General features: G+C 72.9%; 21 protein-coding genes. 9 read left to right on the forward strand and 12 right to left on the reverse strand.

The features are described 5' to 3' along the window. The first annotated feature begins 35 nt into the window (after window positions 1–35). A complete protein-coding gene (locus ACFC79_RS31405) occupies window positions 36–3131 on the forward strand; it encodes an NACHT domain-containing protein (protein ID WP_376247176.1) in 3096 nt (1031 codons plus the stop codon). Window positions 3132–3189: 58 nt separating this feature from the next. Here ACFC79_RS31405 and ACFC79_RS31410 read toward each other — a convergent pair whose 3' ends face one another. Further along, window positions 3190–3903, reverse strand: coding sequence for a VIT family protein (locus ACFC79_RS31410; RefSeq protein WP_376247178.1), 714 nt, complete (start codon window positions 3901–3903; stop codon window positions 3190–3192). Between the two features lie 122 nt (window positions 3904–4025). Here ACFC79_RS31410 and ACFC79_RS31415 point away from each other — a divergent pair, with 122 nt between their 5' ends. From ACFC79_RS31415 to ACFC79_RS31435, 5 genes are all read left to right on the forward strand, one after another. Then, window positions 4026–5024 carry a DEDDh family exonuclease gene (locus tag ACFC79_RS31415; RefSeq protein WP_376247181.1) on the forward strand — a complete coding sequence of 333 codons (999 nt, stop codon included), beginning with the start codon at window positions 4026–4028 and terminating at the stop codon, window positions 5022–5024. 64 nt (window positions 5025–5088) lie between these two features. After that, window positions 5089–5322 (forward strand): hypothetical protein, encoded by a 234-nt coding sequence (locus ACFC79_RS31420; protein WP_376247184.1) that lies wholly within the window; start codon window positions 5089–5091, stop codon window positions 5320–5322. Between the two features lie 140 nt (window positions 5323–5462). Continuing rightward, window positions 5463–6275, forward strand: coding sequence for an SURF1 family protein (locus ACFC79_RS31425; RefSeq protein WP_376247274.1), 813 nt, complete (start codon window positions 5463–5465; stop codon window positions 6273–6275). 137 nt (window positions 6276–6412) lie between these two features. Continuing rightward, a complete protein-coding gene (locus ACFC79_RS31430; RefSeq protein ID WP_376247187.1) occupies window positions 6413–8212 on the forward strand; it encodes a glycoside hydrolase family 15 protein in 1800 nt (599 codons plus the stop codon). Between the two features lie 5 nt (window positions 8213–8217). Beyond that, on the forward strand, window positions 8218–8973 hold the full coding sequence (locus tag ACFC79_RS31435; protein ID WP_376247190.1) for an SDR family oxidoreductase: 756 nt from the start codon (window positions 8218–8220) through the stop codon (window positions 8971–8973). Between the two features lie 122 nt (window positions 8974–9095). Here the strand turns inward: ACFC79_RS31435 and amaP are convergent, their stop codons facing one another. Genes amaP through ACFC79_RS31460 form a run of 5 tightly spaced genes read right to left on the reverse strand, consistent with a single transcriptional unit; the run spans window position 9096 to window position 11439 of the window. Then, a complete protein-coding gene (gene amaP / locus ACFC79_RS31440; protein WP_376247277.1) occupies window positions 9096–9674 on the reverse strand; it encodes an alkaline shock response membrane anchor protein AmaP in 579 nt (192 codons plus the stop codon). Window positions 9675–9679: 5 nt separating this feature from the next. Next, window positions 9680–10366 carry a DUF6286 domain-containing protein gene (locus ACFC79_RS31445; protein WP_376247192.1) on the reverse strand — a complete coding sequence of 229 codons (687 nt, stop codon included), beginning with the start codon at window positions 10364–10366 and terminating at the stop codon, window positions 9680–9682. Continuing rightward, the gene (locus ACFC79_RS31450) at window positions 10363–10722 is read right to left on the reverse strand and encodes a hypothetical protein (RefSeq protein WP_376247195.1); all 360 of its coding nucleotides are present in this window, start codon (window positions 10720–10722) and stop codon (window positions 10363–10365) included. Before ACFC79_RS31450 ends, ACFC79_RS31445 begins: the two co-directional genes overlap by 4 nt. Window positions 10723–10727: 5 nt before the next feature. Further along, window positions 10728–10919 carry a hypothetical protein gene (locus tag ACFC79_RS31455; RefSeq protein ID WP_376247197.1) on the reverse strand — a complete coding sequence of 64 codons (192 nt, stop codon included), beginning with the start codon at window positions 10917–10919 and terminating at the stop codon, window positions 10728–10730. A 46-nt stretch (window positions 10920–10965) separates the two neighbouring features. Next, complete coding sequence (locus tag ACFC79_RS31460) at window positions 10966–11439, reverse strand: Asp23/Gls24 family envelope stress response protein (protein WP_376247200.1); 474 nt, start codon at window positions 11437–11439, stop codon at window positions 10966–10968. Window positions 11440–11532: 93 nt separating this feature from the next. Here ACFC79_RS31460 and ACFC79_RS31465 point away from each other — a divergent pair, with 93 nt between their 5' ends. Beyond that, window positions 11533–12231, forward strand: a complete 699-nt coding sequence (locus ACFC79_RS31465) for a hypothetical protein (RefSeq protein ID WP_376247203.1) — start codon at window positions 11533–11535, stop codon at window positions 12229–12231. Window positions 12232–12252: 21 nt separating this feature from the next. Here ACFC79_RS31465 and ACFC79_RS31470 read toward each other — a convergent pair whose 3' ends face one another. The 3 genes from ACFC79_RS31470 to ACFC79_RS31480 form a co-directional block, all read right to left on the reverse strand. Next, window positions 12253–13044 (reverse strand): enoyl-CoA hydratase/isomerase family protein, encoded by a 792-nt coding sequence (locus tag ACFC79_RS31470; protein WP_376247205.1) that lies wholly within the window; start codon window positions 13042–13044, stop codon window positions 12253–12255. Window positions 13045–13263: 219 nt separating this feature from the next. Continuing rightward, complete coding sequence (locus ACFC79_RS31475) at window positions 13264–13485, reverse strand: helix-turn-helix domain-containing protein (protein ID WP_018518904.1); 222 nt, start codon at window positions 13483–13485, stop codon at window positions 13264–13266. Between the two features lie 418 nt (window positions 13486–13903). Then, on the reverse strand, window positions 13904–15502 hold the full coding sequence (locus tag ACFC79_RS31480) for an ABC-F family ATP-binding cassette domain-containing protein (RefSeq protein WP_376247208.1): 1599 nt from the start codon (window positions 15500–15502) through the stop codon (window positions 13904–13906). Between the two features lie 272 nt (window positions 15503–15774). Between ACFC79_RS31480 and ACFC79_RS31485 the strand changes: the two genes are divergently transcribed. Then, window positions 15775–16665 carry a neutral zinc metallopeptidase gene (locus ACFC79_RS31485; RefSeq protein ID WP_376247211.1) on the forward strand — a complete coding sequence of 297 codons (891 nt, stop codon included), beginning with the start codon at window positions 15775–15777 and terminating at the stop codon, window positions 16663–16665. A 41-nt stretch (window positions 16666–16706) separates the two neighbouring features. Here ACFC79_RS31485 and ACFC79_RS31490 read toward each other — a convergent pair whose 3' ends face one another. From ACFC79_RS31490 to ACFC79_RS31500, 3 genes are all read right to left on the reverse strand, one after another. Further along, window positions 16707–18008, reverse strand: coding sequence for a hypothetical protein (locus ACFC79_RS31490; protein WP_376247280.1), 1302 nt, complete (start codon window positions 18006–18008; stop codon window positions 16707–16709). A gap of 186 nt (window positions 18009–18194) precedes the next feature. Continuing rightward, window positions 18195–19322 (reverse strand): alpha/beta hydrolase, encoded by a 1128-nt coding sequence (locus tag ACFC79_RS31495; protein ID WP_376247214.1) that lies wholly within the window; start codon window positions 19320–19322, stop codon window positions 18195–18197. A 261-nt stretch (window positions 19323–19583) separates the two neighbouring features. Further along, window positions 19584–20273: a class II aldolase/adducin family protein gene (locus tag ACFC79_RS31500; protein WP_376247217.1), complete on the reverse strand. Its 690-nt coding sequence runs from the start codon at window positions 20271–20273 to the stop codon at window positions 19584–19586. A gap of 229 nt (window positions 20274–20502) precedes the next feature. Between ACFC79_RS31500 and ACFC79_RS31505 the strand changes: the two genes are divergently transcribed. Beyond that, window positions 20503–21771: an anion permease gene (locus tag ACFC79_RS31505; RefSeq protein WP_376247220.1), complete on the forward strand. Its 1269-nt coding sequence runs from the start codon at window positions 20503–20505 to the stop codon at window positions 21769–21771. The last annotated feature ends 16 nt before the right edge of the window (window positions 21772–21787 follow it).

Consider the following 21787-nt stretch of genomic DNA (forward strand, 5'->3'; position numbering starts at 1 on the left):
CATGTGACCGGAAGCCGTCCAGGGGAGGAACTGCCGTGCACGGTCTGGAAGTTGCGGTGCTCCGGCTGGCCACGACGGTGGCGGGAACGGTGGCCAGGTCGCTGCTGACGCCGAGGCCCGGCGCGGGTCTGGTCCCGGACCCGGTGCGCCCGCTCCCCCGCCCGGCGGGGCCGGACCGGCTGGCGAAGGTGCTCGGCGGGCGGCTTACCGCGTCGTACGCACACGTCCCGGAACACGAACGGCTCGCCGCCGTGGAGGCGGTGCGGGACACCTTCGCGGCGGCGGGCGAGCTGACGGCCGACCGGCTGTTCGCCCTGGGCCTGGACCCCCAGCGGCTGCGTGCCGAGTTGCCGGGGCCCGCGGCGGGCCTCGCGGACGGTGCGGTCGATCTGTACGAGGAACTGCTCGGCCGGTGCTGCGCGCACGTCGTGGAGCGGCTGACCGCCGAACCGTCCTTCGTGGCGCGGGCCGCGGTGGAGCAGATCCGCTCCGCCGAGCGGGCCCGGGAGCTGGTGGAGGACGTCCGGGGCCGGCTGGGCCCGCGCCCGGACGCGGCGGCGACCGCCTTCGAGCAGCGGTACGCGGACTTCGTGGCCGCCGCGCACAGCCGGATGGGGCTGTTCGGGCTGACGCTGGGGCGCTCGGCGGGCGAATGGCCGCTGGAGACTGCCTACATCAGCCTGACGGTGAGCGGGAGCGGTGCCCGGCGGAACGGACTTGAGCACCCGGCCACCATGACGGTCTCCGTCGAGCAGGCACTGTCCGGCACGGACCGGCTGCTGCTGCGGGGGCCGGCCGGTTCGGGCAAGAGCACGCTGATGCAGTGGCTCGCGGTGAACGCCGCCCGCCGCACGTTCGGAACCGGCCTGACGGACTGGAACCGCTGCGTGCCGTTCGTCCTGCGACTTCGCGCATTCACCACCCACGAAAGCCTGCCCGCGCCCGAGGAGTTCCTGCGCGCGGCGGGGGTGCCGCTGCACGGTTCGGCACCGGCCGGGTGGGCGGACGGACTGCTGGCACCGGGGCGGGGCCTGGTGCTGGTGGACGGGGTCGACGAGGTCCCTGCGCGGCTGCGCCGGCGTACCGAGAAGTGGCTGAAGGACCTGATCACGGCGTACCCGGAGTCCCGGTACGTGGTAACCACCAGGCCGTCCGCCGTTCCGGAGAGCTGGCTGTCCGACTTCGGCTTCGAAACGCACTCGCTGCTGCCGATGAACCGGAAGGACATCCGGTCGTTCATCGGCCACTGGCACACGGCGGCCGGGTCCGAATGCCCCGACGCCGAGCAGCGCGAACTGCTCGACGGGTACGAGACCTCGCTGCGGCGTGCGGTGGGAACCCGCCGCGACCTGGCGCGACTCGCGACGAACCCGCTGATGTGCGCCCTGCTGTGCGCGCTGAACCGGGATCGGCGGATGCAACTGCCGCGTGCCCGCAAGGAACTGTACGACGCCGCACTGGACATGCTGCTCGTACGGCGCGACACGGAGCGCGACATCGTCGGGGTCGAGGGCGTCGACCTGACGAGGGAGGAACAGACGGCGCTGCTGCAACGGCTGGCGTACTGGCTGATCCGCAACGGGCAGGCGGAGGCGGACCGCGAGGAGGCCCTGGCCATGGTGGCCGAATGGCTGACGGCCATGCCTCAGATCCGGGGGACCGCCGAAGAAGTCTTCTCCCATCTGCTGATCAGGAGCGGCCTGCTGCGCGAACCCGCCCCGGACGCGGTGGGGTTCGTGCACCGGACCTTCCAGGACTACCTGGGCGCGAAGGCGGCGGTGGAGGCCCGCGACTTCGGCGTCCTGGTCAAGCACGCGCATGACGACCAGTGGCACGACGTGGTGCAGATGGCGGTGGGGCACGCGCGCGCCGACGAACGGGCCCGGCTGCTGCGGCGGTTGCTCAAGCGCGCGGAGCAGACCCGCAAGCACCGTCACCGGCTCGTGCTGCTGGCGGCGGCGAGCCTGGAGCACGCCCCGGAGCTGGACCCCGCCGTGCGGTCCGAGGTCCAGCGGCGGACGGCCGACCTGCTGCCCCCGCGCACCCGGGCGGAGGCGGAGGCGCTGGCCGGGGCCGGGGAACTGGTCCTCGAACTGCTGCCGGGTCCGGAGGAGGTCGAGGGCGAGTACGCGGCGGGGTACGTGGTGCTGACGGCGGCCCTGGTGGGCGGCGAGGCTGCGTACGAGGTGGTCAAGCGCTACCGGAACGACGAGCGGGACTGGGTGGCGGCCCAGCTGACCGACGCGTGGGGCTCGTTCGACACCGAGGAGTATGCCCGGGACGTGCTCGCGGCGCAGACTTGGGCCGAGGTCCACGTCTCCGTGACGAACGCCGACCAGATGGCGGCCCTGCGGCACGTGCCCGAGGCCCGGGGAGTCCGTCTGCAGGGCGATCACCCGGACTTGTCCCCGCTGCTCTCCCGGCACGGGATGGAACGGCTCTTCGTCTTCGACAACAAGGCACTTACCGATGTCTCCCCACTGGCCTCGGCGCACTCGCTCACGAAAGTGGGGCTCAGCCTGTGCCCCGAGGTCCGTGATCTGAGCCCGCTGTCGGACCTTCCGCTGACCTGGCTGACCCTGAACCAGCTTCATCCCGACGTGCCGACGGAGCAACTGGAGCTGTTCACGGGCGTCCGTGACCTGGTCCTGGGCCACCGCTTCGCCGTCGACAGCATCGGAGACCTGGCGCTGAGCAGTCGGCTCAGGTCGCTCTTCCTGATCGCGGACGCCACCGAACTGAGCCTGGAAGGGATCGAGCGGTGGACTGAGCTGGAAGACCTCTACCTCGAAAGCTCGTCACACCTGCACCATGTATGTCGCAACCCGTTCTTCCGTCGCCTCCGTCGCCTCACCCTCCGCTGGTTGGACGTCGTGGACCTGACCGAACTCGCCGGCCTGACCGCCCTGCACACGCTCACTCTCACCCTGTGCCGTCCGCTGCGCGGGTTGGAGACGCTGCGGGAGCTGCCCGCACTGGCCCGACTCGTTCTGTACGCCCGGCCCGAGGACGGCCCCTACGACCTGTCCCCCCTCGCTGGTCTCGACGGCCTCACGATCGCCCTCGGCGGCGAGGCGGTGGCCACCGGCACCGAACTCTTCCCACCGGGCCGGATCGTACGCCTCGACTGAGAGACGTCCCGCGCGCCGGCCGGAATCCCGCGCCCGCCGTGATCCTCCGGCCCGCGGCTCAGACACCCACCGTCCCCAGCAACTCCCCCGCCGCGTAGGTGACCGCCATCGCCATCGCTCCCCCGCCCATGTTCCGCAGCACCGCCGGCCAGGGCGCCGCCTCGCCCAGGCGGGCGCTCCACCAGCCCGTCAGCGCCAGTGCCGCCAGTACCGACAGCACGGTCACGAGCAGCCGCAGCGACGCCGGGGGCAGCACGATCGCCAGCAGCGGCAGCAACGCGCCCACGGTGAACGCCAGGAAACTCGCACCGGCCGCGTGCCACGGGTTCGTCAGTTCCTCCGGGTCGATGCCCAGTTCGACCTCGGCGTGGGCGCGCAGCGCGTCGCGTTCGGTGAGCTGGAGCGCGGCCTCCCGGGCGACCTCCGGGCTCAGCCCCTTCCCCTCCAACAGGCCGCAGAGCTCGGCGAATTCCTCCTCCGGCTCCTCCGACAGCTCCCGTTTCTCCACCGCCAGTGCGGCCCGCTCCGAATCGCGCTGGGTGGAGACCGATACGTATTCGCCCACCGCCATCGACATGGATCCGGCCAGCAGTCCGGCCAGTCCGGCCGTGAGCAGGGTGCCGCGGTCGCCGGTGGCACCGGCCACACCGACGACGAGTCCCGCGGTGGAGACCACACCGTCGTTGGCACCGAGGACCGCGGCGCGCAGCCAGTTGAGCCGCGCGCCGAGCCCGTTGCCGTGCGCTTCGTCGTGCGCCTGGGTATCCGTCACCGGGGGATGGTCTCACCCCGTCCCGCCCTCGCACGCGCACCGCCCCGGGCAGGGACGAAAGGGCTGTGCGAAGGAGGGAGGACCGCGGAATAGGAGACTGTCGGTCGCGGCCCGTATTCTCTGTGACCATGCTCGACGACCGCCAGACCACCGCACCGTGGCCGACCGCGTATCCCCAGGGGTACGCGGTCGTCGACGTGGAGACCACCGGACTCGCCCGGGACGACCGGATAGTGTCCGCCGCCGTCTACCGTCTGGACGCGTGGGGCGATGTCGAGGACCACTGGTACACCCTGGTCAATCCGCAGCGCGATCCCGGCCCCGTCTGGATCCACGGACTGACCAGCGAGGTGTTGGAGGGCGCCCCGCTCTTCCCGGAGATCGCCGCCGAGCTGTCCGCACGACTCGCGGGACGGGTGCTCGTCGCGCACAACGCCGCCTTCGACTGGTCGATGCTGGCCCGGGAGTATGCGCGAGCCTCGGTCCGGGCCCCCGTCGAGCAGCGGCTGTGCACCATCGCGCTCTCCAAGGAGCTGCGGCTGCCGCTTCCCAACCACAAGCTGGAGTCGCTGGCCGCGCACTTCGGGGTCGTGCAGCAGCACGCCCACCACGCGCTGGACGACGCCCGGGTGCTGGCCGAGGCATTCCGGCCGAGTCTGCACGCGGCGGCGCGGAACGGGGTGCGGCTGCCGCTGCTGGAGTGCCGGCCGCTGACCGAGTGGTCGGATTCCCCGGTCACCCCGCGCGTCGGCCATCAGCCCTCCTACGGTCAGAACAGCTGGCGTCCCTCGCGCCGACGTCCGGCGTGCCCGTACCCGAACCCGGGGCGCTACGAGAAGGACAAACCCCTCAAGCAGGGCATGCGGGTCGCGTTCTCCGGGGACACCTCGATCGACCGCGAACTGCTGGAGGACCGGGCCGTGGAGGCCGGGCTGCACGTGGCGACCAGCGTGTCCCGCCTGACCAGCCTGCTCGTCACCAACGACCCGGACGCGGGGACGTCGAAGACGGTGAAGGCGAAGTCGTTCGGCACCCCGATCCTCGACGAGAGCGCGTTCACCCACCTGCTGCGCGATGTGGCCCCGGCGACGCCCCGGGCAGCCGCGCCGTCATCGGAGTGAACCGTCCACGACTCGCCCGTCCACGACTCGCCTGCCGCGCCCCCGGCGTCCGACCCTGTGGCGCATGGCACGTTGTGAGGTTTGCGGAAACGACTACGGCATGTCCTTCGAGGTGCACGCGCAGGGCGCGATGCACGTCTTCGACTGTTTCGCCTGCGCCATCCATCGCATGGCACCCATTTGTGAACACTGCAGGGTCCAGATCATCGGTCAGGGCGTCGAGGTCGACGGTCACTGGTACTGCGGCGGTCACTGCGCCCGCGCCGAGGGAAGGGTGGGCATCATCGACAAGGTCTGACCACCGGACGGATCGTCGGTCCGTCCCGGCCGACGGGCGACGGTGCCCGGGGCGCGGGCGCCCCGCCCGTTTCCACCTGCCCCGCCCGTTTCCCCGACCCCTCCGCGATGCACCCCATGACGCGGTTGTACCGTCGTGGGGTGTACCGCTTCCTGTTGACCCGGCAGTGGCTGCTCCTCGCCCTCCTGGCCCTCGTCCTCATTCCCACCATGATCGAGCTGGGCTTCTGGCAGCTGCACCGGCATGAGCACAAGGTCGCGCTGAACTCCCTGGTCTCCCGCAATCTGAAGGCGGATCCCGTTCCGGTCGCCTCGCTCACCTCGCCCGGTCATACGGTCCCGCGCTCCGACTACTGGCGCACGGTGACGGCGACGGGCACGTACGACACCGCGCACCAGGTGGTGGTGCGTCGCAGGACCGCCGCCGACGACCGGATCGGCGTCCACGTGCTCACCCCATTCGATCTGAAGGGCGGCGGGACGGTCCTGATCAACCGCGGCTGGGTGCCGGCCGCGGCCAGCCAGCGCGCGTTCCCGGACATTCCGCCGGCGCCCCGGGGCGAGGTGACCGTCACCGGACGCCTCAAGGCCGACGAGACGACGGGCAGCAGCGGCATCAAGGACATCTCCGATCTCCCGGACCGCCAGGTGATGCTGATCAACAGCGCCCAGGAGGCCAAGAGGCTGTCCCGGCCGGTGTTCGGCGGCTACATCGAGCAGAGCGCGCCCGAGCCGCCCGGCAACTCCCCGGAACTGATCGAGGCGCCCGACGACGGCTCGATCGGCCCGCACATGGCGTACGCCGTGCAGTGGTGGCTGTTCGCCGCCGGTGTCCCGGTGGGGTACGTGGTCCTCGCCCGCAGGGAGAAGCGCGACCGGGTGGCGGCCGCGGCCGAGTCGGCCGAGCAGCCCTCCGCCACCGAGCCGGAGCAGGCGGAACCCGCCGCGACCTGACACCGCCCCGGTATTCGAGCACCCGGCTCCGCCCCTCGGACGGGGCCGTGCCGTTGCCGGGCGGGACGGGGCCACTCCGTTCCGCGCGCGAAACCGGGGTTGCTTAGCGAGGCCGATGTTCGGGAACACGCCAGAACGTGACCCCACGCATCGAGGACTATGCCCTGATCGGCGATCTGCAGACGGCCGCCCTGGTCGGCAGAAACGGTTCCGTCGACTGGCTCTGTCTGCCCCGTTTCGACTCGGGCGCGTGTTTCGCGGCCCTGCTCGGCGACGAGGAGAACGGCCACTGGCGGATCGCGCCGCAAGGCGCCGATGCCTGCACCCGGCGCGGCTATGCGGGTGACTCCCTCGTCCTGGAGACGTTCTGGGAGACCCGTACCGGAACGGTCAAGGTCGTCGACTTCATGCCGCAGCGCGACCAGGAGCCCGAGGTCATGCGGATCGTCGAGGGCGTCAGCGGCACCGTCGAGATGAGTTCGGTGATCCGGCTGCGGTTCGACTTCGGCTCGGTCGTGCCGTGGATGCGCCGCGCCCAGGGGCACCGGGTGGCGGTCGCCGGTCCGGACTCGGTCTGGCTGCGCAGCGAACCGCCGGTCAGGACCTGGGGGCAGCAGTTCTCCACCTGCTCGTCGTTCACCGTCGCCGAGGGCGAGCAGGTGGCGTTCGTCCTGACCTGGCACCCCTCGCACTCGCCCCGCCCCGATCTCGTCGACCCGTTCGAGGCGCTGAAGAGCACGCTGGCCGACTGGGCCGAGTGGTCCGCGCGGTGCAAGTACCGGGGCCCGTACCGGGAGGCGGTGATCCGTTCGCTGATCACGCTGAAGGCGCTCACCTTCGGCCCGACCGGCGGCATCGTGGCGGCGCCCACCACCTCGCTGCCCGAGGACATCGGCGGCGTGCGGAACTGGGACTACCGCTACTGCTGGCTGCGGGACTCCACGCTGACCCTCGACGCGCTCATCTCGGCGGGGTACCTGGAGGAGGCAGCCGCCTGGCGGGACTGGCTGCTGCGGGCCGTCGCCGGGGACCCGGCCGACCTCCAGATCATGTACGGCCTGGCGGGCGAGCGACGGCTGCCCGAGTCGGAGCTGCCGTGGCTGCGCGGCTACGAGAACTCCGCCCCGGTCCGCATCGGCAACGCCGCCGTGCGCCAGCGCCAGCTGGACGTGTACGGGGAGGTCATCGACTCGCTGCGGCTCGCCCGGGAGGCCGGCCTGGACGACAAGCCGCACGCCTGGAACCTCCAGCTGAGCCTGCTCGGCTTCCTGGAGTCCACCTGGCGCGAGCCGGACGAGGGGCTGTGGGAGATCCGCGGCCAGCGCCGCCACTTCGTGCACTCCAAGGTGATGGCCTGGGTCGCCGCCGACCGTGCCGTGCGCACCCTGGAGAAGAACCCGTCCCTGGCCGGCGACCCGGAACGGTGGCGGGTGATGCGGGACGCCGTGCACCGGGAGGTGTGCGAGAAGGGCTTCGACCCGGTGCGGAACACCTTCACGCAGTCCTACGGCTCCCGGAACCTGGACGCCGCGACGCTGCTGATCCCCCGGACGGGTTTCCTGCCGCCGGACGATCCCCGGATCATCGGCACGATCGACGCGGTCCGCGCGGAGCTGGGCAGTGACTGTCTGGTCCGCCGCTACAGCACGGACGGCGCCTCGATCGACGGGCTGCCCGGCAGCGAGGGCGCGTTCCTCGCCTGTTCGTTCTGGCTGGCGGACGCGCTGGTGGTGACCGGGCGCACGGACGAGGCCCGGGATCTCTTCGAGCAGCTGCTGGAACTCTGCAACGACGTGGGGCTGCTCGCCGAGGAGTTCGACGCCGTCACCCGACGGCAGGTCGGCAACTTCCCGCAGGCGTTCAGCCACATCGGACTGGTGAGCACTGCCATGGCCCTGGCCGGTGAGGACACGCAGGAGGCCGAGGCGGCAGGATAGGGCCCATGGATCTTGGACTGAAGAACCGTGTGTACATCGTCACCGGGGCGAGCCGGGGGCTGGGCAACGCCACCGCGCGTGCGCTGGCCGAGGACGGTGCCCGGGTGGTCATCACCGGACGGGACACGAAGCGGGTCGAGGCGGCCGCCGCCGAACTGGGACCCGACGTCGTCGGTCTCGCCGCGGACAACGCCGACCCCACCGCCGCGCAGCGCCTGGTGGACGACGCCCGCGAGCGGTTCGGTCGGCTCGACGGCATTCTCATCAGCGTCGGCGGACCCGCGCCGGGCCTTCTCGCGGACAACACCGACGAGCAGTGGCAGGCGGCCTTCGATTCGGTGTTCCTGGGGGCGGTCCGGCTCGCCAGGGCCGCGGCGGCCGCGCTCGGCGAGGGCGGTGTCATCGGTTTCGTGCTGTCCGGCTCCGTGTACGAGCCGATCCCCGGGCTGACCATCTCCAACGGTCTGCGCCCCGGACTCGCCGGATTCGCCAAGTCCCTCGCCGACGAGCTCGGCCCCCGGGGCATCCGCGTGGTGGGGGTGCTGCCGGGCAGGATCGACACCGACCGGGTGCGCGAACTCGACGCGCTGTCGGGTGACGCGGAGGCCGCCCGCGTGGCCGCCGGGGCAGCCATTCCGCTGCGCCGTTACGGGACTCCGGAGGAGTTCGGCAGGGCGGCGGCGTTCCTGCTCTCGCCCGCGGCGTCGTACCTGACCGGCATCATGCTGCCGGTCGACGGCGGCTTCCGGCACGGCTTCTGAACGGGGCAGGCCCTGCCCGGAACCGAGGAACGGGACCGGGGAACGGGACCGGAGGACGGGACCCGGACACCCGGTGCCCGGTGGGCGGATGCCTCCCGCTTACGGCCCCTCCCCGGCCCGGATCAGCTCACCCGCTCCGCACGGTGTCCGACCGCGCCGAGCCGCACCTCGGCCGGCAGTTCGGCCTGCCCCGCGGAGTCCCGCGCGTGGGCGAGCACCTCGTCGGTGAGCCGGCCGAGCGCCTCGGCAGGGGTCGCGTGCGGTTCCATCAGGAGCCGCACCGCGACCCGGGGGGCGTCCCGGCGCCCGGTCAGCGCGACCCGGGCGCGGGCCACCCCGTCCAGGGCCGACGCCTCGTCCGCCACGGCCGCCTCCAGGGCACGGCCCCGCAGCACCGCCGCCTCGCCGTCGCCGCTGTCCACCAGCACCGCGGCGAGACGGGCCCGGCGCGCCTGGGCCAGCAGCCACCACAGGGCGAGGACGACCACGAGGGCGAGCGTCGCGAAGACCGTCGGCCACCACCAGCCCTCGTCGTGCCAGCGGGCCCGGTCGGCCCCGCTCAGCAGCACGTCGTTCCGGCCGTGCCAGGGCCACCGGGCCGGCACGGGCAGGCCCAGCCCGGCGGCGAGCACCGCGCCGCCGCAGCCGATGAGCACGAGTCCGGCGAGGCCGAGCAGTACCCGGTTGACGATCCCGCGCAACGGGCTCACCCCTTCCTCGCCGCGCGGCGGACCCGGACGGCCGTGCGCGGCCGTCCGGCCAGCCCCAGTTCCGCGACGCCGGTGCCGAGAACGGTGTCCAGGTCGGCGCGCACGTCGTCGATTTCCCGGAAGTGCGAGACCGCGCGCACGGCGATCCTGTTCCGTCCCACCCGGACCCGCACCGTCTGCACCCCGGACACCTCGACCGCCCGGTCCCGCAGGACCAGCGCCGCCGCCGACCTGTCGAGCCCCGCCCGTACGCCCGGACGGTCGCGGCGCATCGGCAGCAGGCCGCGGAGCCCCGGAGTGAGCGCGAGCAGCAGCAGCCACAGGCCGACCACCACGGCCACCGCCGCACCGGTCAGCACCCACACGTCGTCCAGGTGGCGGTCCGCGAGTTCCCGGGCCAGTACGCGGCGCCACCGCATCGCCGGCCGCTCGGCCCGTACCGCCGCGACGTCGTAGAGCAGCAGCCCCGAGCCGCCGAGAACCAGCAGGGCGAGGAGCGCCGCAGGGACGCGGCGCACGGACCAGAAGCGGCGCGCCCGGCCGTCGCGCCGCCCCCGTGCGGGCGGTGGAGCGTACGTGGCGGACGAGGCGGGCCCGCCGGGTTCGCGCACGTCACCCTGTTCGACGGGCCGGGCACCGGACGGCAGCCCGGTGTCGTGCCGCGGGTCGTGGGGGCCGGTCACCGAAGCCTCCCCCGGGCCGTGCCGTCCGCCACCGGGTGCAGACGCTCGACCTGCACGGCGACCTCGGGCACGTCCATTCCCGTCAATGCCCCCACCCGTTCGACGACGTGCCGGCGCACCCCACCGCACTGGCGGCCGATGTCGGACGGGTATCCGAGCTCCAGGGTGACCCGTACCCGGGCGGTGTCCCGGTGCACCGTGACCGTGGCGCGCGGCGCCGTGCCCCCCGCGGGAGGTGCGTCGATCGCCTCCTTCGCCGCCTGCGCGGCGATCTTCGCGACCACCCGATCGGCGATCCGGGTCGCTCCGCGCTCACCGGCGGCCACCCTGCTCCCCGTTCCCGAAACCCCCGGCATGCCCGTCACCGCCGTCGGTCGCCGCGCTCGCGACTCCGGAAGAAGTCACCGGGTTCCAGGTCGCCCTCCAGGAACCTCCCGGCCACGAAGCCGACCGCTCCCAGGGCCGCCACCAGCAGGAAGGCCCCGAACCCACCGAAGTACCCGGCGAATCCGAGCGCCATGCCGGCCACCATGCCGACCACCGCCATGCTCATCGTGCGCTCCTCAACTGCCTCGGTCACCGGGACCCGCCGGGCCCTCCTACTGGAGGCGTGGTTCGGTCCGGCTCTCTTCGTCTTCCTCGTCGGGCAGCTTGACGTCGCTCACCGCGATGTTGACCTCGACGACCTCCAGACCGGTCATCCGCTCGACCGCCGCGATGACGTTCTCGCGCACGTCACGGGCGACGTCCCCGATCGACACGCCGTAATCGACGACGATCTCCAGGTCGAGCGCGGTCTGCGACTCGCCGACCTCCGCCTTCACTCCTCGTGTGACGACTCTGCCCCCGCCGGGCACCCGATCGCGCACCGCTCCGAGCGTGCGCGAGAACCCGCTGCCCATCGCGTGGACACCGACCACGTCCCGCGCCGCCATGCCCGCGATCTTCTCGACCACGCCGTCCGCGATGGTCGTGCGGCCTCGGGTGGCAGGATCTCCCCCGCCACGCCTGATGGGGGTACTCGGTTCCTTGTCGGGGTTCTCGGGACGGACCCGCGGTGTGCTGTCGGTCATCGCCACTCATCCCTTCAGGGGCAGATTGCACCTTTTTGCCCACATTAGGGGCGCCTGGACCGTCCCGCGCCGTGGATACGGCAGGCCGGGACGATGACGACGGCCGACACCCCGCGCGGGGGCGACGGATGGACGGCGACGGTTCGACAGCGGACCGGGCTCGGCCGACTGCTCCCTCCGGGCGACCCGGCGGACGGGGCATGGGGCTCGGAGCGCGCCGCGGTGGGCGGGCCGGGATCCGGACCGGTGCTCGGGAGGCTCAGGATCGGAGCGTCCGGTCCGGCCGCGACCTCGGACCCGCGAGTGGCGCCGCCGGGCGCGCTGCCGCCGGGGCCGCTGCGGATGGAGGCGGACCTGTCGGCGGTCTCGGGCAGGCCGGTGCCCGCCGAGACCGCGGCCTTGCGCCCGCTGCCGCTGTCGCTGTCGGCGGCCGACCAGGATGTGGGCCCGATGGTGTCCCAGGTGGACGTGCACGTGACGGAGGCGCTGGAGGCACCTCCCGAACCACGCGATCCGGCACCGGTCGAGGTGCGCCCGGCGGGGCTCGCCGCCGCGAAGGTGCCCGGTGTGGCGACGCCGACCACGATGCCGGGCGGCGCCGCGCACCCGGGCCCCGGTCACGTCCGGGTCGAACCGGCGACGGAACCGGGCCACCGGGTGCTGGACGTGGCACGTGCGGTGCGGGCCGCGGTGGCGGACACCTCGGTGGACCGGCCGTCGGTGGTCGTACTGGTCACGGCGGTGGTGGCGCGGGACGGCCCGCGGCGTCCTTCCGGCGCGTTCAGTCGGTGATGCGTTCAGTCGGTGATGCGTTCAGTCGGTGATGCCCGCCAGGTCGCGCAGACGGCGCCCCTGCGCGGCACGTTCGGCGGCGCGCTGCTCCTCGTACCCGCGGGAGACGGCACCGCTCAGCAGCGCCTTGGTCTCCACCACCGCGTCGCGCGGGGCGGCCAGCAGCGCGGCGGCCAGGTCACGGGTCGCCGCGTCCAGTTCGTCGGCGGGGACCACCAGGTTGGCCAGGCCGGTGCGCTCGGCCTCCTCGGCCTGCACGAAGCGGCCCGTGGCGCAGATTTCGAGCGCCCTGGCGTACCCCACCAGGTGCACCAGGGGGTGTGTGCCGGTGAGGTCGGGGACCAGCCCCAGGCCGGTCTCCCGCATGGCGAACTGCACGTCCTCGGCGACGATCCGCAGATCGCAGGCGAGGGCGAGTTGGAAGCCCGCACCGATCGCATGCCCCTGGACGGCCGCGACGGACACGATGTCGTTGCGGCGCCACCAGGTGAACGCCTCCTGGTACGCGGCGATGGTCGCGTCGAGATCGGCCTCCGGGCCGCGCGCCATGTCGAGGAAGGACGGCTCCCCGTCGAATCCCTCGGGCGTGAACGCCTGCCGGTCGAGGCCCGCGGAGAAGGACTTGCCCTCGCCGCGCAGCACGACGACCCGCACCGTACCGGGCAGCGCCCTTCCGGCCTCGGTCAACGCCCGCCAGAGAGCGGGAGACTGGGCGTTGCGCTTGGCCGGGTTGGTGAGGGTCACCGTGGCGACCGCATCGTCGACGGCGAGCCGTACGCCGTCCTTGTCGAGCACGGAATCGAGCGAGGTCATGCGAGCCTCCGGGGCGGTCGGTCAGCATGCCGAACAGCATGTCCAGCTAAGTGACTGAACAGTAACCACCCGACCGACATCACGATCGACCGGGTGGCCACCGCCGGAACCGGTGAGCTCCGGGGCGGGTACGGACGGCCTGCCCCGACTCCGCCGAAGCCCTCGGAGTCTGTCGGACGGCCTCCGATCGGGCGGATCGAGGGCCACCCGACAGACTCCTCAGGCCGTGGCGGCCTTCTTGCCTCGTGTCGCCCCGCCGCGTCCGCGCAGCGTGACTCCGGACTCACTGAGCATCCGGTGGACGAATCCGTAGGAGCGGCCGGTCTCTTCGGCCAACGCCCGGATGCTCGCACCGGAGTCGTACTTCTTCTTCAGGTCTGCCGCGAGCTTGTCGCGCGCGGCGCCGGTAACCCGGCTGCCCTTCTTCAGAGTCTCGGCCACCCGTGCCTCCTCATGGGAAGTGCGCTCTGGACTCTCATGATCACCCCTCATGGGCTTCCTGGCCACCCATTCGACAAGGTCCGCACAACCGGATTCCCGTCGGAAATGGGGCCCGACACCGCTGGAATCCCGCGTTCCACAGGGCTGTGGCGGGGGGCCGGGGCGGCTCGGGAACGGAACCGCCAGGTCAGGGCCACACGGGGACGGTACCCGCCATATGGGTGCGCCCGGCAGGTATCTGCCGGGCGCCATGGCGCGGTACGAGACGTACTCACGCAGATGATGGATCACGCATGGGCCGAATGATCCATACGGAGTGGATCAGCGGCGGTCCCGTGTTGACAGGAGCGCGGCCGGCCCCGGACCGGAGCCCGTCGGGTGGCCTACGGCCGGACGGCCGAGGTCATCCGGCAGGCTCTCAGGCCAGTGCGACCAGGTCCTGGTAGTCCGCGCCCCACAGGTCCTCGACCCCGTCCGGGAGCAGGATGATGCGCTCCGGCTGGAGGGCCTCGACCGCGCCCTCGTCGTGGGTGACGAGGACCACGGCGCCCTTGTACGTGCGCAGCGCGCCGAGGATCTCCTCGCGGCTGGCCGGGTCGAGGTTGTTGGTCGGTTCGTCCAGGAGCAGAACGTTGGCGGAGGAGACCACCAGGGTCGCCAGCGCGAGGCGGGTCTTCTCGCCGCCGGAGAGCACTCCGGCGGGCTTGTCGACGTCGTCGCCGGAGAAGAGGAACGAGCCCAGCGTCTTGCGGACGTCGACGAGATCGAGGTCGGGCGCCGCCGAGCGCATGTTCTCCAGGACCGTGCGGTCCGGGTCGAGGGTCTCGTGCTCCTGGGCGTAGTAGCCGAGCTTGAGTCCGTGGCCCTCGACGATCCGGCCGGTGTCGGGCTTCTCGGCACCGCCGAGGAGCCGCAGCAGGGTCGTCTTGCCTGCGCCGTTGAGCCCGAGGATGACGACCCGGGAGCCCTTGTCGATGGCGAGGTCGACGTCGGTGAAGATTTCGAGCGAGCCGTACGACTTGGACAGGCCCTCCGCCATCAGGGGGGTCCTGCCGCACGGCGCGGGCTCGGGGAAGCGCAGCTTGGCGACCTTGTCGGCGACCCGGACGGCCTCCAGGCCGGAGAGGAGCCGCTCGGCCCGCTTGGCCATGTTCTGCGCGGCGACGGTCTTGGTGGCCTTGGCGCGCATCTTGTCGGCCTGGGAGTTGAGGGCGGCCGCCTTCTTCTCGGCGTTCTGCCGCTCGCGCTTGCGGCGCTTCTCGTCGGCCTCGCGCTGCTGCTGGTAGAGCTTCCAGCTCATGTTGTAGATGTCGATCTGCGAACGGTTGGCGTCGAGGTAGAAGACCTTGTTGACGACCGTGTCGACGAGCTCCGCGTCGTGGGAGATCACGATGAAGCCGCCGCGGTAGTTCTTGAGGTAGTCGCGCAGCCAGATGATCGAGTCGGCGTCGAGGTGGTTGGTCGGCTCGTCGAGCAGCAGGATGTCGGCGTCCGAGAACAGGATGCGGGCCAGCTCCACGCGACGGCGCTGACCGCCGGAGAGCGTGTGCAGCGGCTGTCCGAGCACCCGGTCGGGCAGGCTGAGCGCGGCGGCGATGGTGGCGGCCTCGGCTTCGGCGGCGTACCCGCCCTTGGTGAGGAACTCCGTCTCCAGGCGCTCGTACTTCTTCATCGCCTTCTCGCGGGTGGCGCCCTTGCCGTTGGCCATCCGGTCCTCGTTCTCGCGCATCTTGCGCAGGATCTCGTCGAGGCCGCGGGCGGAGAGGATGCGGTCGCGGGCGAGCACGTCGAGGTCGCCGGTGCGCGGGTCCTGCGGGAGGTAGCCGACCTCACCGGCGCGGGTGATGGTGCCGCCCGCGGGGCTGCCCTCTCCCGCGAGGCACTTGGTGAGGGTGGTCTTGCCCGCTCCGTTGCGGCCGACGAGGCCGATGCGATCGCCCTTGGCGATGCGGAAGGAGGCGGATTCGATGAGGACGCGGGCACCGGCGCGCAGCTCGATACCGGAAGCGGTGATCACGGTAAAACTCCAGGGCGGGGATGGACGGCGGACGGGGCGAGGGCGGAGTCGTCTCGACGCCGTCTAATGCACAAGGAGAATTGCCATACGGCTCATTCTACTGGCGGTGTGCAACTGGATTTTCCGCGCGTGCCGGGGTACGTGCGGAGCCGCCCCGCCGCACGCCGCTCTCCCGCCCCGCCGAGCGGTGCCACCGGGCTCTCGGGGATGATCTGGCCAATACTCGGCGCAGGTGGCCGTCCCCGACGGCCGGAACGGAGAGAGTGGCAGCCATGCAGTTCGACGACGACGCCGGTCTGGACACGTCCGAGGTCCAGGACGTCCGCGGCAGCCGCATCCCGGGCGGCAGGGCCACGGTGGGCGGCGGCATCGTGGGCATCGTCGCGCTGCTGCTGGGGCTGCTCCTCGGCGTCGGCCCCGACGAGCTCGGGCTGTCGTCCGGCGACACGGGCACGACGGCGACCGCCTCCTCGGCGGCGCAGGTGCAGGAGTCCTGCCGGACCGGGCGGGACGCGAACACGCGGGACGACTGCCGGACGGTCGCCGTGGTCAACAGCGTGCAGGACTTCTGGGGCGGGGAGTTCCGGCGGCACGGCGAGGCGTACACGAAGGCGCCGACGGTCCTGTTCACCGAACGGGTCGGCACCGCATGTGGCTCCGCGACCTCGGCGGTCGGGCCGTTCTACTGCCCCGGCGACCGGAAGGTCTATCTGGACCTGGGGTTCTTCGAGGAGCTGCGGACGAAGTTCGGCGCCTCCGGCGGCCCGTTCGCCCAGGCGTACGTCATCGCCCACGAGTACGGACACCACGTGCAGGGCCTCCAGGGGACGCTGGGCCGGACCCAGGACGGGCGTACCGGTGCGAACAGCAACGCGGTCCGGGTGGAGCTCCAGGCGGACTGCTACGCCGGGATCTGGGCGCACCACGCGACGAGCACGCCCGACGGGTCGACCGGACGGCCGCTGATCACGTCGCTGACGCAGGCCGACATCCGGGACGGGCTCGACGCGGCGGCGGCGGTCGGCGACGACCGCATCCAGGAGAAGTTCCAGGGGCGGGTGGCACCGGAGGCATGGACGCACGGATCGGCCGCGCAGCGGCAGCAGTGGTTCACCACGGGCTACCGCAGCGGCGACATGGCCGCCTGCAACACCTTCCGCTGAGCGGCCGGACGGCCGGACGCCCCGGGGCGGGTGCGGCGGCGTCAGACGCCGCCGGTGTGCACCTGGAACGCGGCCCGGCGCACCGCTTTGGCGAGGGCGGGGTCCGGGTGGGCGGCGGCAAGGGCCACCAGCACCTGCACGGTGCGTGGATGGCCGACGGCCCGCACCTCGTCGAGGAGCGCCGGCACCGTGCCCTGGACGGCGGAGTCGAGGTGGCGGACCAGCAGCCCGGTCTCGCCGTGGTCGGCGACGGCCGCCGCGGTGTCGACCCAGAGCCAGGTGGCCTCCTCCCGGCTGAGGACGTCCTGGGCGTCCTCGGGGTCGGTTCCGTCGTACTCGGCGAGCCACAGCAGCGCGTAGGGGCGGAGCGAGGTGTCGTCGAGGACGGCACGCACCTCGGGCTCGGCGGGCGCGCCGACGACACGGAGCGCCTCGAAGGCGAGTCCGCGCAGCAGCGCGTCCTCGCCGCGGGCGACGGCGAGGAGTTCGGCGACGGCACTGCCCACGGTGCGGGCGGCGAGCCAGGCGCGGTATTCGTCGCGGGCCGGGCCCGGGGTGAGCCGGGCGCAGCCGATCAGCATGTCGGCGGCGGACTGCTCGATGTTCCCCGCCGGGCTCTGGGCGGCGACGCAGATCTGTTCCAGCTTGACCCAGACCGCCCAGTTGCCGAGCGGGGTGAGGGTGGCGTGGCCGGTGTCTAGGGTGAGCGCGCCGACGGCGGCGAGTCCCTCCAGGGCCCAGTCGAGCAGCAGGGCGATCAGCTCGGCCGGGTGCTCGGGAGCGGGCTCGGCCGATTCGGGCCGCGGGCCGGACGGCACCTCGCAGCGTTCCTCGTGGAGTTCCGCGACGCGCTGTTCCAGGAGGTCCAGGAGGCCGGGCACGGCGACCGGGCCCGCCGAGAGCTGGAGGAGGGAGAGCACCTGGGGCACGGCCTCGACGGCCTCGGCGACCGCGGCGGGCTCGACGCCGTCGGGGGCCGGGTGGACGAGCGACCAGGCGTCGAACAGCGCCACCCAGCCGCGCAGCACGGCGGAGTCGTCGCGGTCCCAGGCGCGCAGCCGCCAGCCGGGGCGCGCGGTGTCGCCGTGCAGTTCGACGAGACCGGCGAGACGGGCCCGGTCCCAGCCCGAGCGCACCTGGGCGGGGGACAGTTCCAGGGCCGTGGCGGCCCGTTCGAGTGCCTGGGCGGCGGGCGGGGGCGCGCCCGGGAACGCGCCGTCGGCCGCCCAGCGGGCGATCCGTACGGCATCGGCGAGGGCTGCCCTGGCCTGGCGAGCCAGTTCCGCCCGGGGAGGGGTGCCCTCCGGGGGGCGGGGGGCCGGCCTGGTGCGCCGGGTGGTCACTGCCTTGCGAGCGGTGGCCAGGGGTCGCGGGCGGACAAGTCGGAGCCTGGAGTCGCGCGGGGTACGGGACGTCACGGAGAGCAGTCTTGCCCCTGACGGCCCGAAAGCCCAAACGGAACCCCGATTCACGCTGCCGGGGCCGGTGGGGGCCGGTCCGGCACCAATCGACCGATCCCTTGCATCGGATCACATCAGGGGCGTGAGGAAGCGGCGCAGGGCCTCCTCGTAATGCGCCGGGTCGGCGTTCCACATTGCCGCATGCGGAGCCTGCGGGACGGTGTGCAGGGAGACCAGTTCCGGGCGGCGCGCGGCGAGTTCGCGGGAGGGCTGCCAGGGGGCCAGGGTGTCGTCCGGGCCGTGGAAGATCAGGGCAGGGGCGCGCAGCGCCGGTGCGAGCGAGCCGTCCAGGAGGCGCGCGCCGTGCAGTCCGGTCTGCCCCTGGGCGGCGCGGACGGCGAGCGGGAGCAGCGCGGCCGGGACGCCCCGGGCGACGGCCAGGGCCCGCAGCGTGGCGGCCCAGTCCAGCACCGGGGAGTCGAGGACGAGGCCGCAGACACGGTCGCGGAGCGCGGAGTCGACGGCCGCGTGCAGGGCCATCGAGGCGCCGGTGGACCAGCCGTGCAGGACGACCTTCTCGGCCCCGTACCGCACGGCGAAGCGGATCGCCGCGTCCAGGTCGCGCCATTCGGATTCGCCGAGGTGCGCGAGACCGTCCGGGGGGCGCGGCGCCCCGGCGTCCCCGCGGTAGGCGAGGTCGAGGACGGGCAGGCGCAGGTCGTGCAGGAACTCCATGATGTTCAGCGGGTGTTCCCTGGTGGTCCCGAGGCCGTGCACGGTGATGACCCAGGTGTCGCGGGCACCCGGCAGGAACCAGGCGGGCAGGGCGCCGAGTTCGCCGGGGATCTCGACCTCCTCGTGTTCGAGGCCGAGTGCCGTGGAGGGGTCTCCCTCGTACAGCTGGGGCGTGATCCGGACCCTGGCGCCCGGCTCCGGGCTGCCCCGGTCGACGCGTTCCAGGCTGCGGACGACGGTGTCGGGGGCGTGGTGGGCGCCTTCGAGCACCGGGCCGACGACGGCGTGCATGTCGTCGGACACGAGTCCGTACGTGCCGGGCCGCAAGGACGTGAAGGAGCGGGTCAGCGTGACGCGTCCGGGCACCGCGGCGTGCACGGTGAGTCCGCGGTCGGTGGGGAGCGGCCGCCCGGGCGGCGCCCCGAGGGCGGCGCCGCCGGCGAACCGGCCGGCCGCGACGGCTGCCGCGCCGAGGCCGAGGATCGTGGTGACGGCTGCTGCCGTGACTGTTGCCGGGCGCATCGCTTCAGTGTCGTCGGGCGGACCGCGTCCCGCCACCGGACAGCGGCCGCCCGGTGGCGGGACGCGGACGTGTCGGGGGCGCCGGAAGGGTGTGGGGTGCGGACGGCGGCGGCGCGGTGGTCACGGGTGCGGGGCGGCGGCCACTGGGGGCGGGGCAGGACGTGGGGACGGCAGGCCGCGCAGGTCACGGGGCGGGACCGGGCGGAGAGCTGCGCAGCTCACGGGGCCGGGCGGAGGACCGGCGGCCGCGGGGCGGGAGCGTCACGGTGCCGGCGGGGCGTCCGGGGCCGGGCGGCGCGGCTGCTGTCCGTACCCCTTCAGCGCCTCTCCCACGTCGTGCAGTTGGGCCGGGGTGAGCAGGTTCGGGGAGAACCCGGGGACCGAGCTCGCGGCGAGCCGGAGCCGGCAGAGCCATTCCAGCTGCGCGGTCCGGTCGTATGCCTCGTCCAGGGTGGCGCCGCAGGTGACGGTGCCGTGGTTCTGGAGCAGGCAGCCGGTGCGGTCGCGCAGGGCGGCGAGCATGTTCTCGGCGAGTTCACCGGTTCCGTAGCGGGCGTAGGCCGCCACCCGGACGGGCCCCCCGAGCATGGCCGCGGCGCAGTGGATCGGCGGGACCTCGCGGACCAGGGTGGAGACGGCCGTCGCCTGCACCGCGTGGGTGTGCACGACGGCTGCCGCGTCGGTGTTCCGGTAGACCGCGAGGTGGAGCGGGAGTTCGCTGGTGGGGGCGAGGTCGCCGAGGACACGGTTTCCCTCCGGATCGACGCCGACCGCGTCGTGCGGACCGAGCCGGTCGTACGGCACCCCGCTGAGGGTGACCAGGATCATGTCGCCGACCCGGGCCGAGACGTTTCCCGACGTGCCCACGACGAGACCCTCGGCCGCCGTCCTGCGGGCGGCGACGACGCCCGCCCGGGCCCGCTCGATCGGGTCCGGTTTCTGATCGCTCATACGGCGATCCCGTCAGCGCGCGCGGCATGCGTGCACCGCCGTCGGGCCGTCGGCCGGAGGGCCGCCGGAGCCCCGCGGCGGGACGGCGGGAGGCCCCGGCCCGGCTCCGCGCCGGGACGCCCCGGACGCGCCCGCCACCGACACCGCAGCGCCCTGCCCAGTTCATCTCCCGTTCACCCAGGTTGCCTACGGTCCACGTGCCAATGACGTCGAACGATTGCCTGGGTAAATGGAACACATCACGCTGCTCCTCGCGATTGTGATCGTGACAGCTCTAGTGTTCGATTTCACGAACGGTTTCCACGACACCGCCAACGCGATGGCGACCACCATCTCGACCGGCGCGCTCAAACCGAAGACCGCGGTGGCCATGTCCGCCGCTCTCAATCTCGTCGGCGCGTTCCTGTCCGTGGAGGTCGCCAGAACGATCTCCGGCGGGATCGTCGACGAGGACGGGTTGCGGACGGAGGTCATCTTCGCGGCACTCGTCGGCGCCATCCTGTGGAATCTGCTGACCTGGCTGGTCGGGCTGCCGTCCAGTTCCTCGCACGCCCTGTTCGGCGGCCTCATCGGCGCGGCGGTGATGTCGGCGGGCTGGTCGTCGGTCAACGGCGGAACCGTCGTCACCAAGGTGCTCATCCCCGCGGTCGCCGCCCCGATCGTCGCCGGTGCCGCCGCGCTGCTGGCCACCAGGCTGACGTACCGGATCGGCGGGAAGATCCGCGACGAGGCCCAGGAGAAGGCCACCGCCAAGGGTTACCGCGCCGGTCAGATCGCCTCGGCCGGGCTTGTCTCCCTCGCCCACGGCACGAACGACGCGCAGAAGACCATGGGCATCATCACCCTGGCCCTGGTCACCGGCGGGGTGCTGCACCCGGGCGCCAACCCGCCGGTCTGGGTGATCGTGTCCGCCGGTACGGCCATCGCGCTCGGCACCTACCTGGGCGGCTGGCGGATCATCCGCACGATGGGCAGCGGCCTCACCGACCTCAAGCCGCCGCAGGGCTTCGCCGCCCAGACCAGCGCGGCCACCGTCATCCTGGCCTCCTCGCACCTCGGGTTCTCCCTCTCCACCACCCAGTCCTGCTCCGGCGCCGTCATGGGTGCGGGGCTCGGCCGCCGGGGCGGTGTGGTCCGCTGGTCCACCGCCACCCGGATGTTCGTCGCCTGGGGTCTGACCCTGCCGGCCGCGGGTCTGGTCGGCGCGGGTGCGGAGCTCCTGACCAAGCAGGGCACCTGGGGCGTCGTCGTCGTCGCGGCGCTGCTGGTCGCGGGTTCCGGCTCGATCTGGCTGCTGTCGCGCCGCAAGCCGGTCGGCCACGGCGACGTCGCACCGGCCGAGGGCCACGTCGAACCCGCCGGGGTCGTCACCACGGCCATCGCCGCCGTCAGCCCGCCGCCCACCATCGCGGCCCACACCGCGGCACAGGACCTCATGACCACCATTCCGGCCCCGGCCGCCGCCGTCCAGGACCCGGCGCGCCCGGCCGCCGTGTGACGACCCGAAGGAAATC

The organism is Streptomyces sp. NPDC056061 (genome assembly GCF_042266885.1).
Lineage (GTDB): Bacteria > Actinomycetota > Actinomycetes > Streptomycetales > Streptomycetaceae > Streptomyces.

Bases quoted from the DNA above. Each gene is read 5' to 3' on its own strand.
- ACFC79_RS31420 (WP_376247184.1), top strand. From the start codon at position 5,089: ATGGCACGTTGTGAGGTTTGCGGAAACGACTACGGCATGTCCTTCGAG.
- ACFC79_RS31435 (WP_376247190.1), top strand. From the start codon at position 8,218: ATGGATCTTGGACTGAAGAACCGTGTGTACATCGTCACCGGGGCGAGC.
- ACFC79_RS31450 (WP_376247195.1), bottom strand. From the start codon at position 10,722: ATGCCGGGGGTTTCGGGAACGGGGAGCAGGGTGGCCGCCGGTGAGCGC.
- ACFC79_RS31455 (WP_376247197.1), bottom strand. From the start codon at position 10,919: ATGAGCATGGCGGTGGTCGGCATGGTGGCCGGCATGGCGCTCGGATTC.
- ACFC79_RS31460 (WP_376247200.1), bottom strand. From the start codon at position 11,439: ATGACCGACAGCACACCGCGGGTCCGTCCCGAGAACCCCGACAAGGAA.
- ACFC79_RS31465 (WP_376247203.1), top strand. From the start codon at position 11,533: ATGACGACGGCCGACACCCCGCGCGGGGGCGACGGATGGACGGCGACG.
- ACFC79_RS31470 (WP_376247205.1), bottom strand. From the start codon at position 13,044: ATGACCTCGCTCGATTCCGTGCTCGACAAGGACGGCGTACGGCTCGCC.
- ACFC79_RS31485 (WP_376247211.1), top strand. From the start codon at position 15,775: ATGCAGTTCGACGACGACGCCGGTCTGGACACGTCCGAGGTCCAGGAC.
- ACFC79_RS31495 (WP_376247214.1), bottom strand. From the start codon at position 19,322: ATGCGCCCGGCAACAGTCACGGCAGCAGCCGTCACCACGATCCTCGGC.
- ACFC79_RS31500 (WP_376247217.1), bottom strand. From the start codon at position 20,273: ATGAGCGATCAGAAACCGGACCCGATCGAGCGGGCCCGGGCGGGCGTC.
- ACFC79_RS31505 (WP_376247220.1), top strand. From the start codon at position 20,503: ATGGAACACATCACGCTGCTCCTCGCGATTGTGATCGTGACAGCTCTA.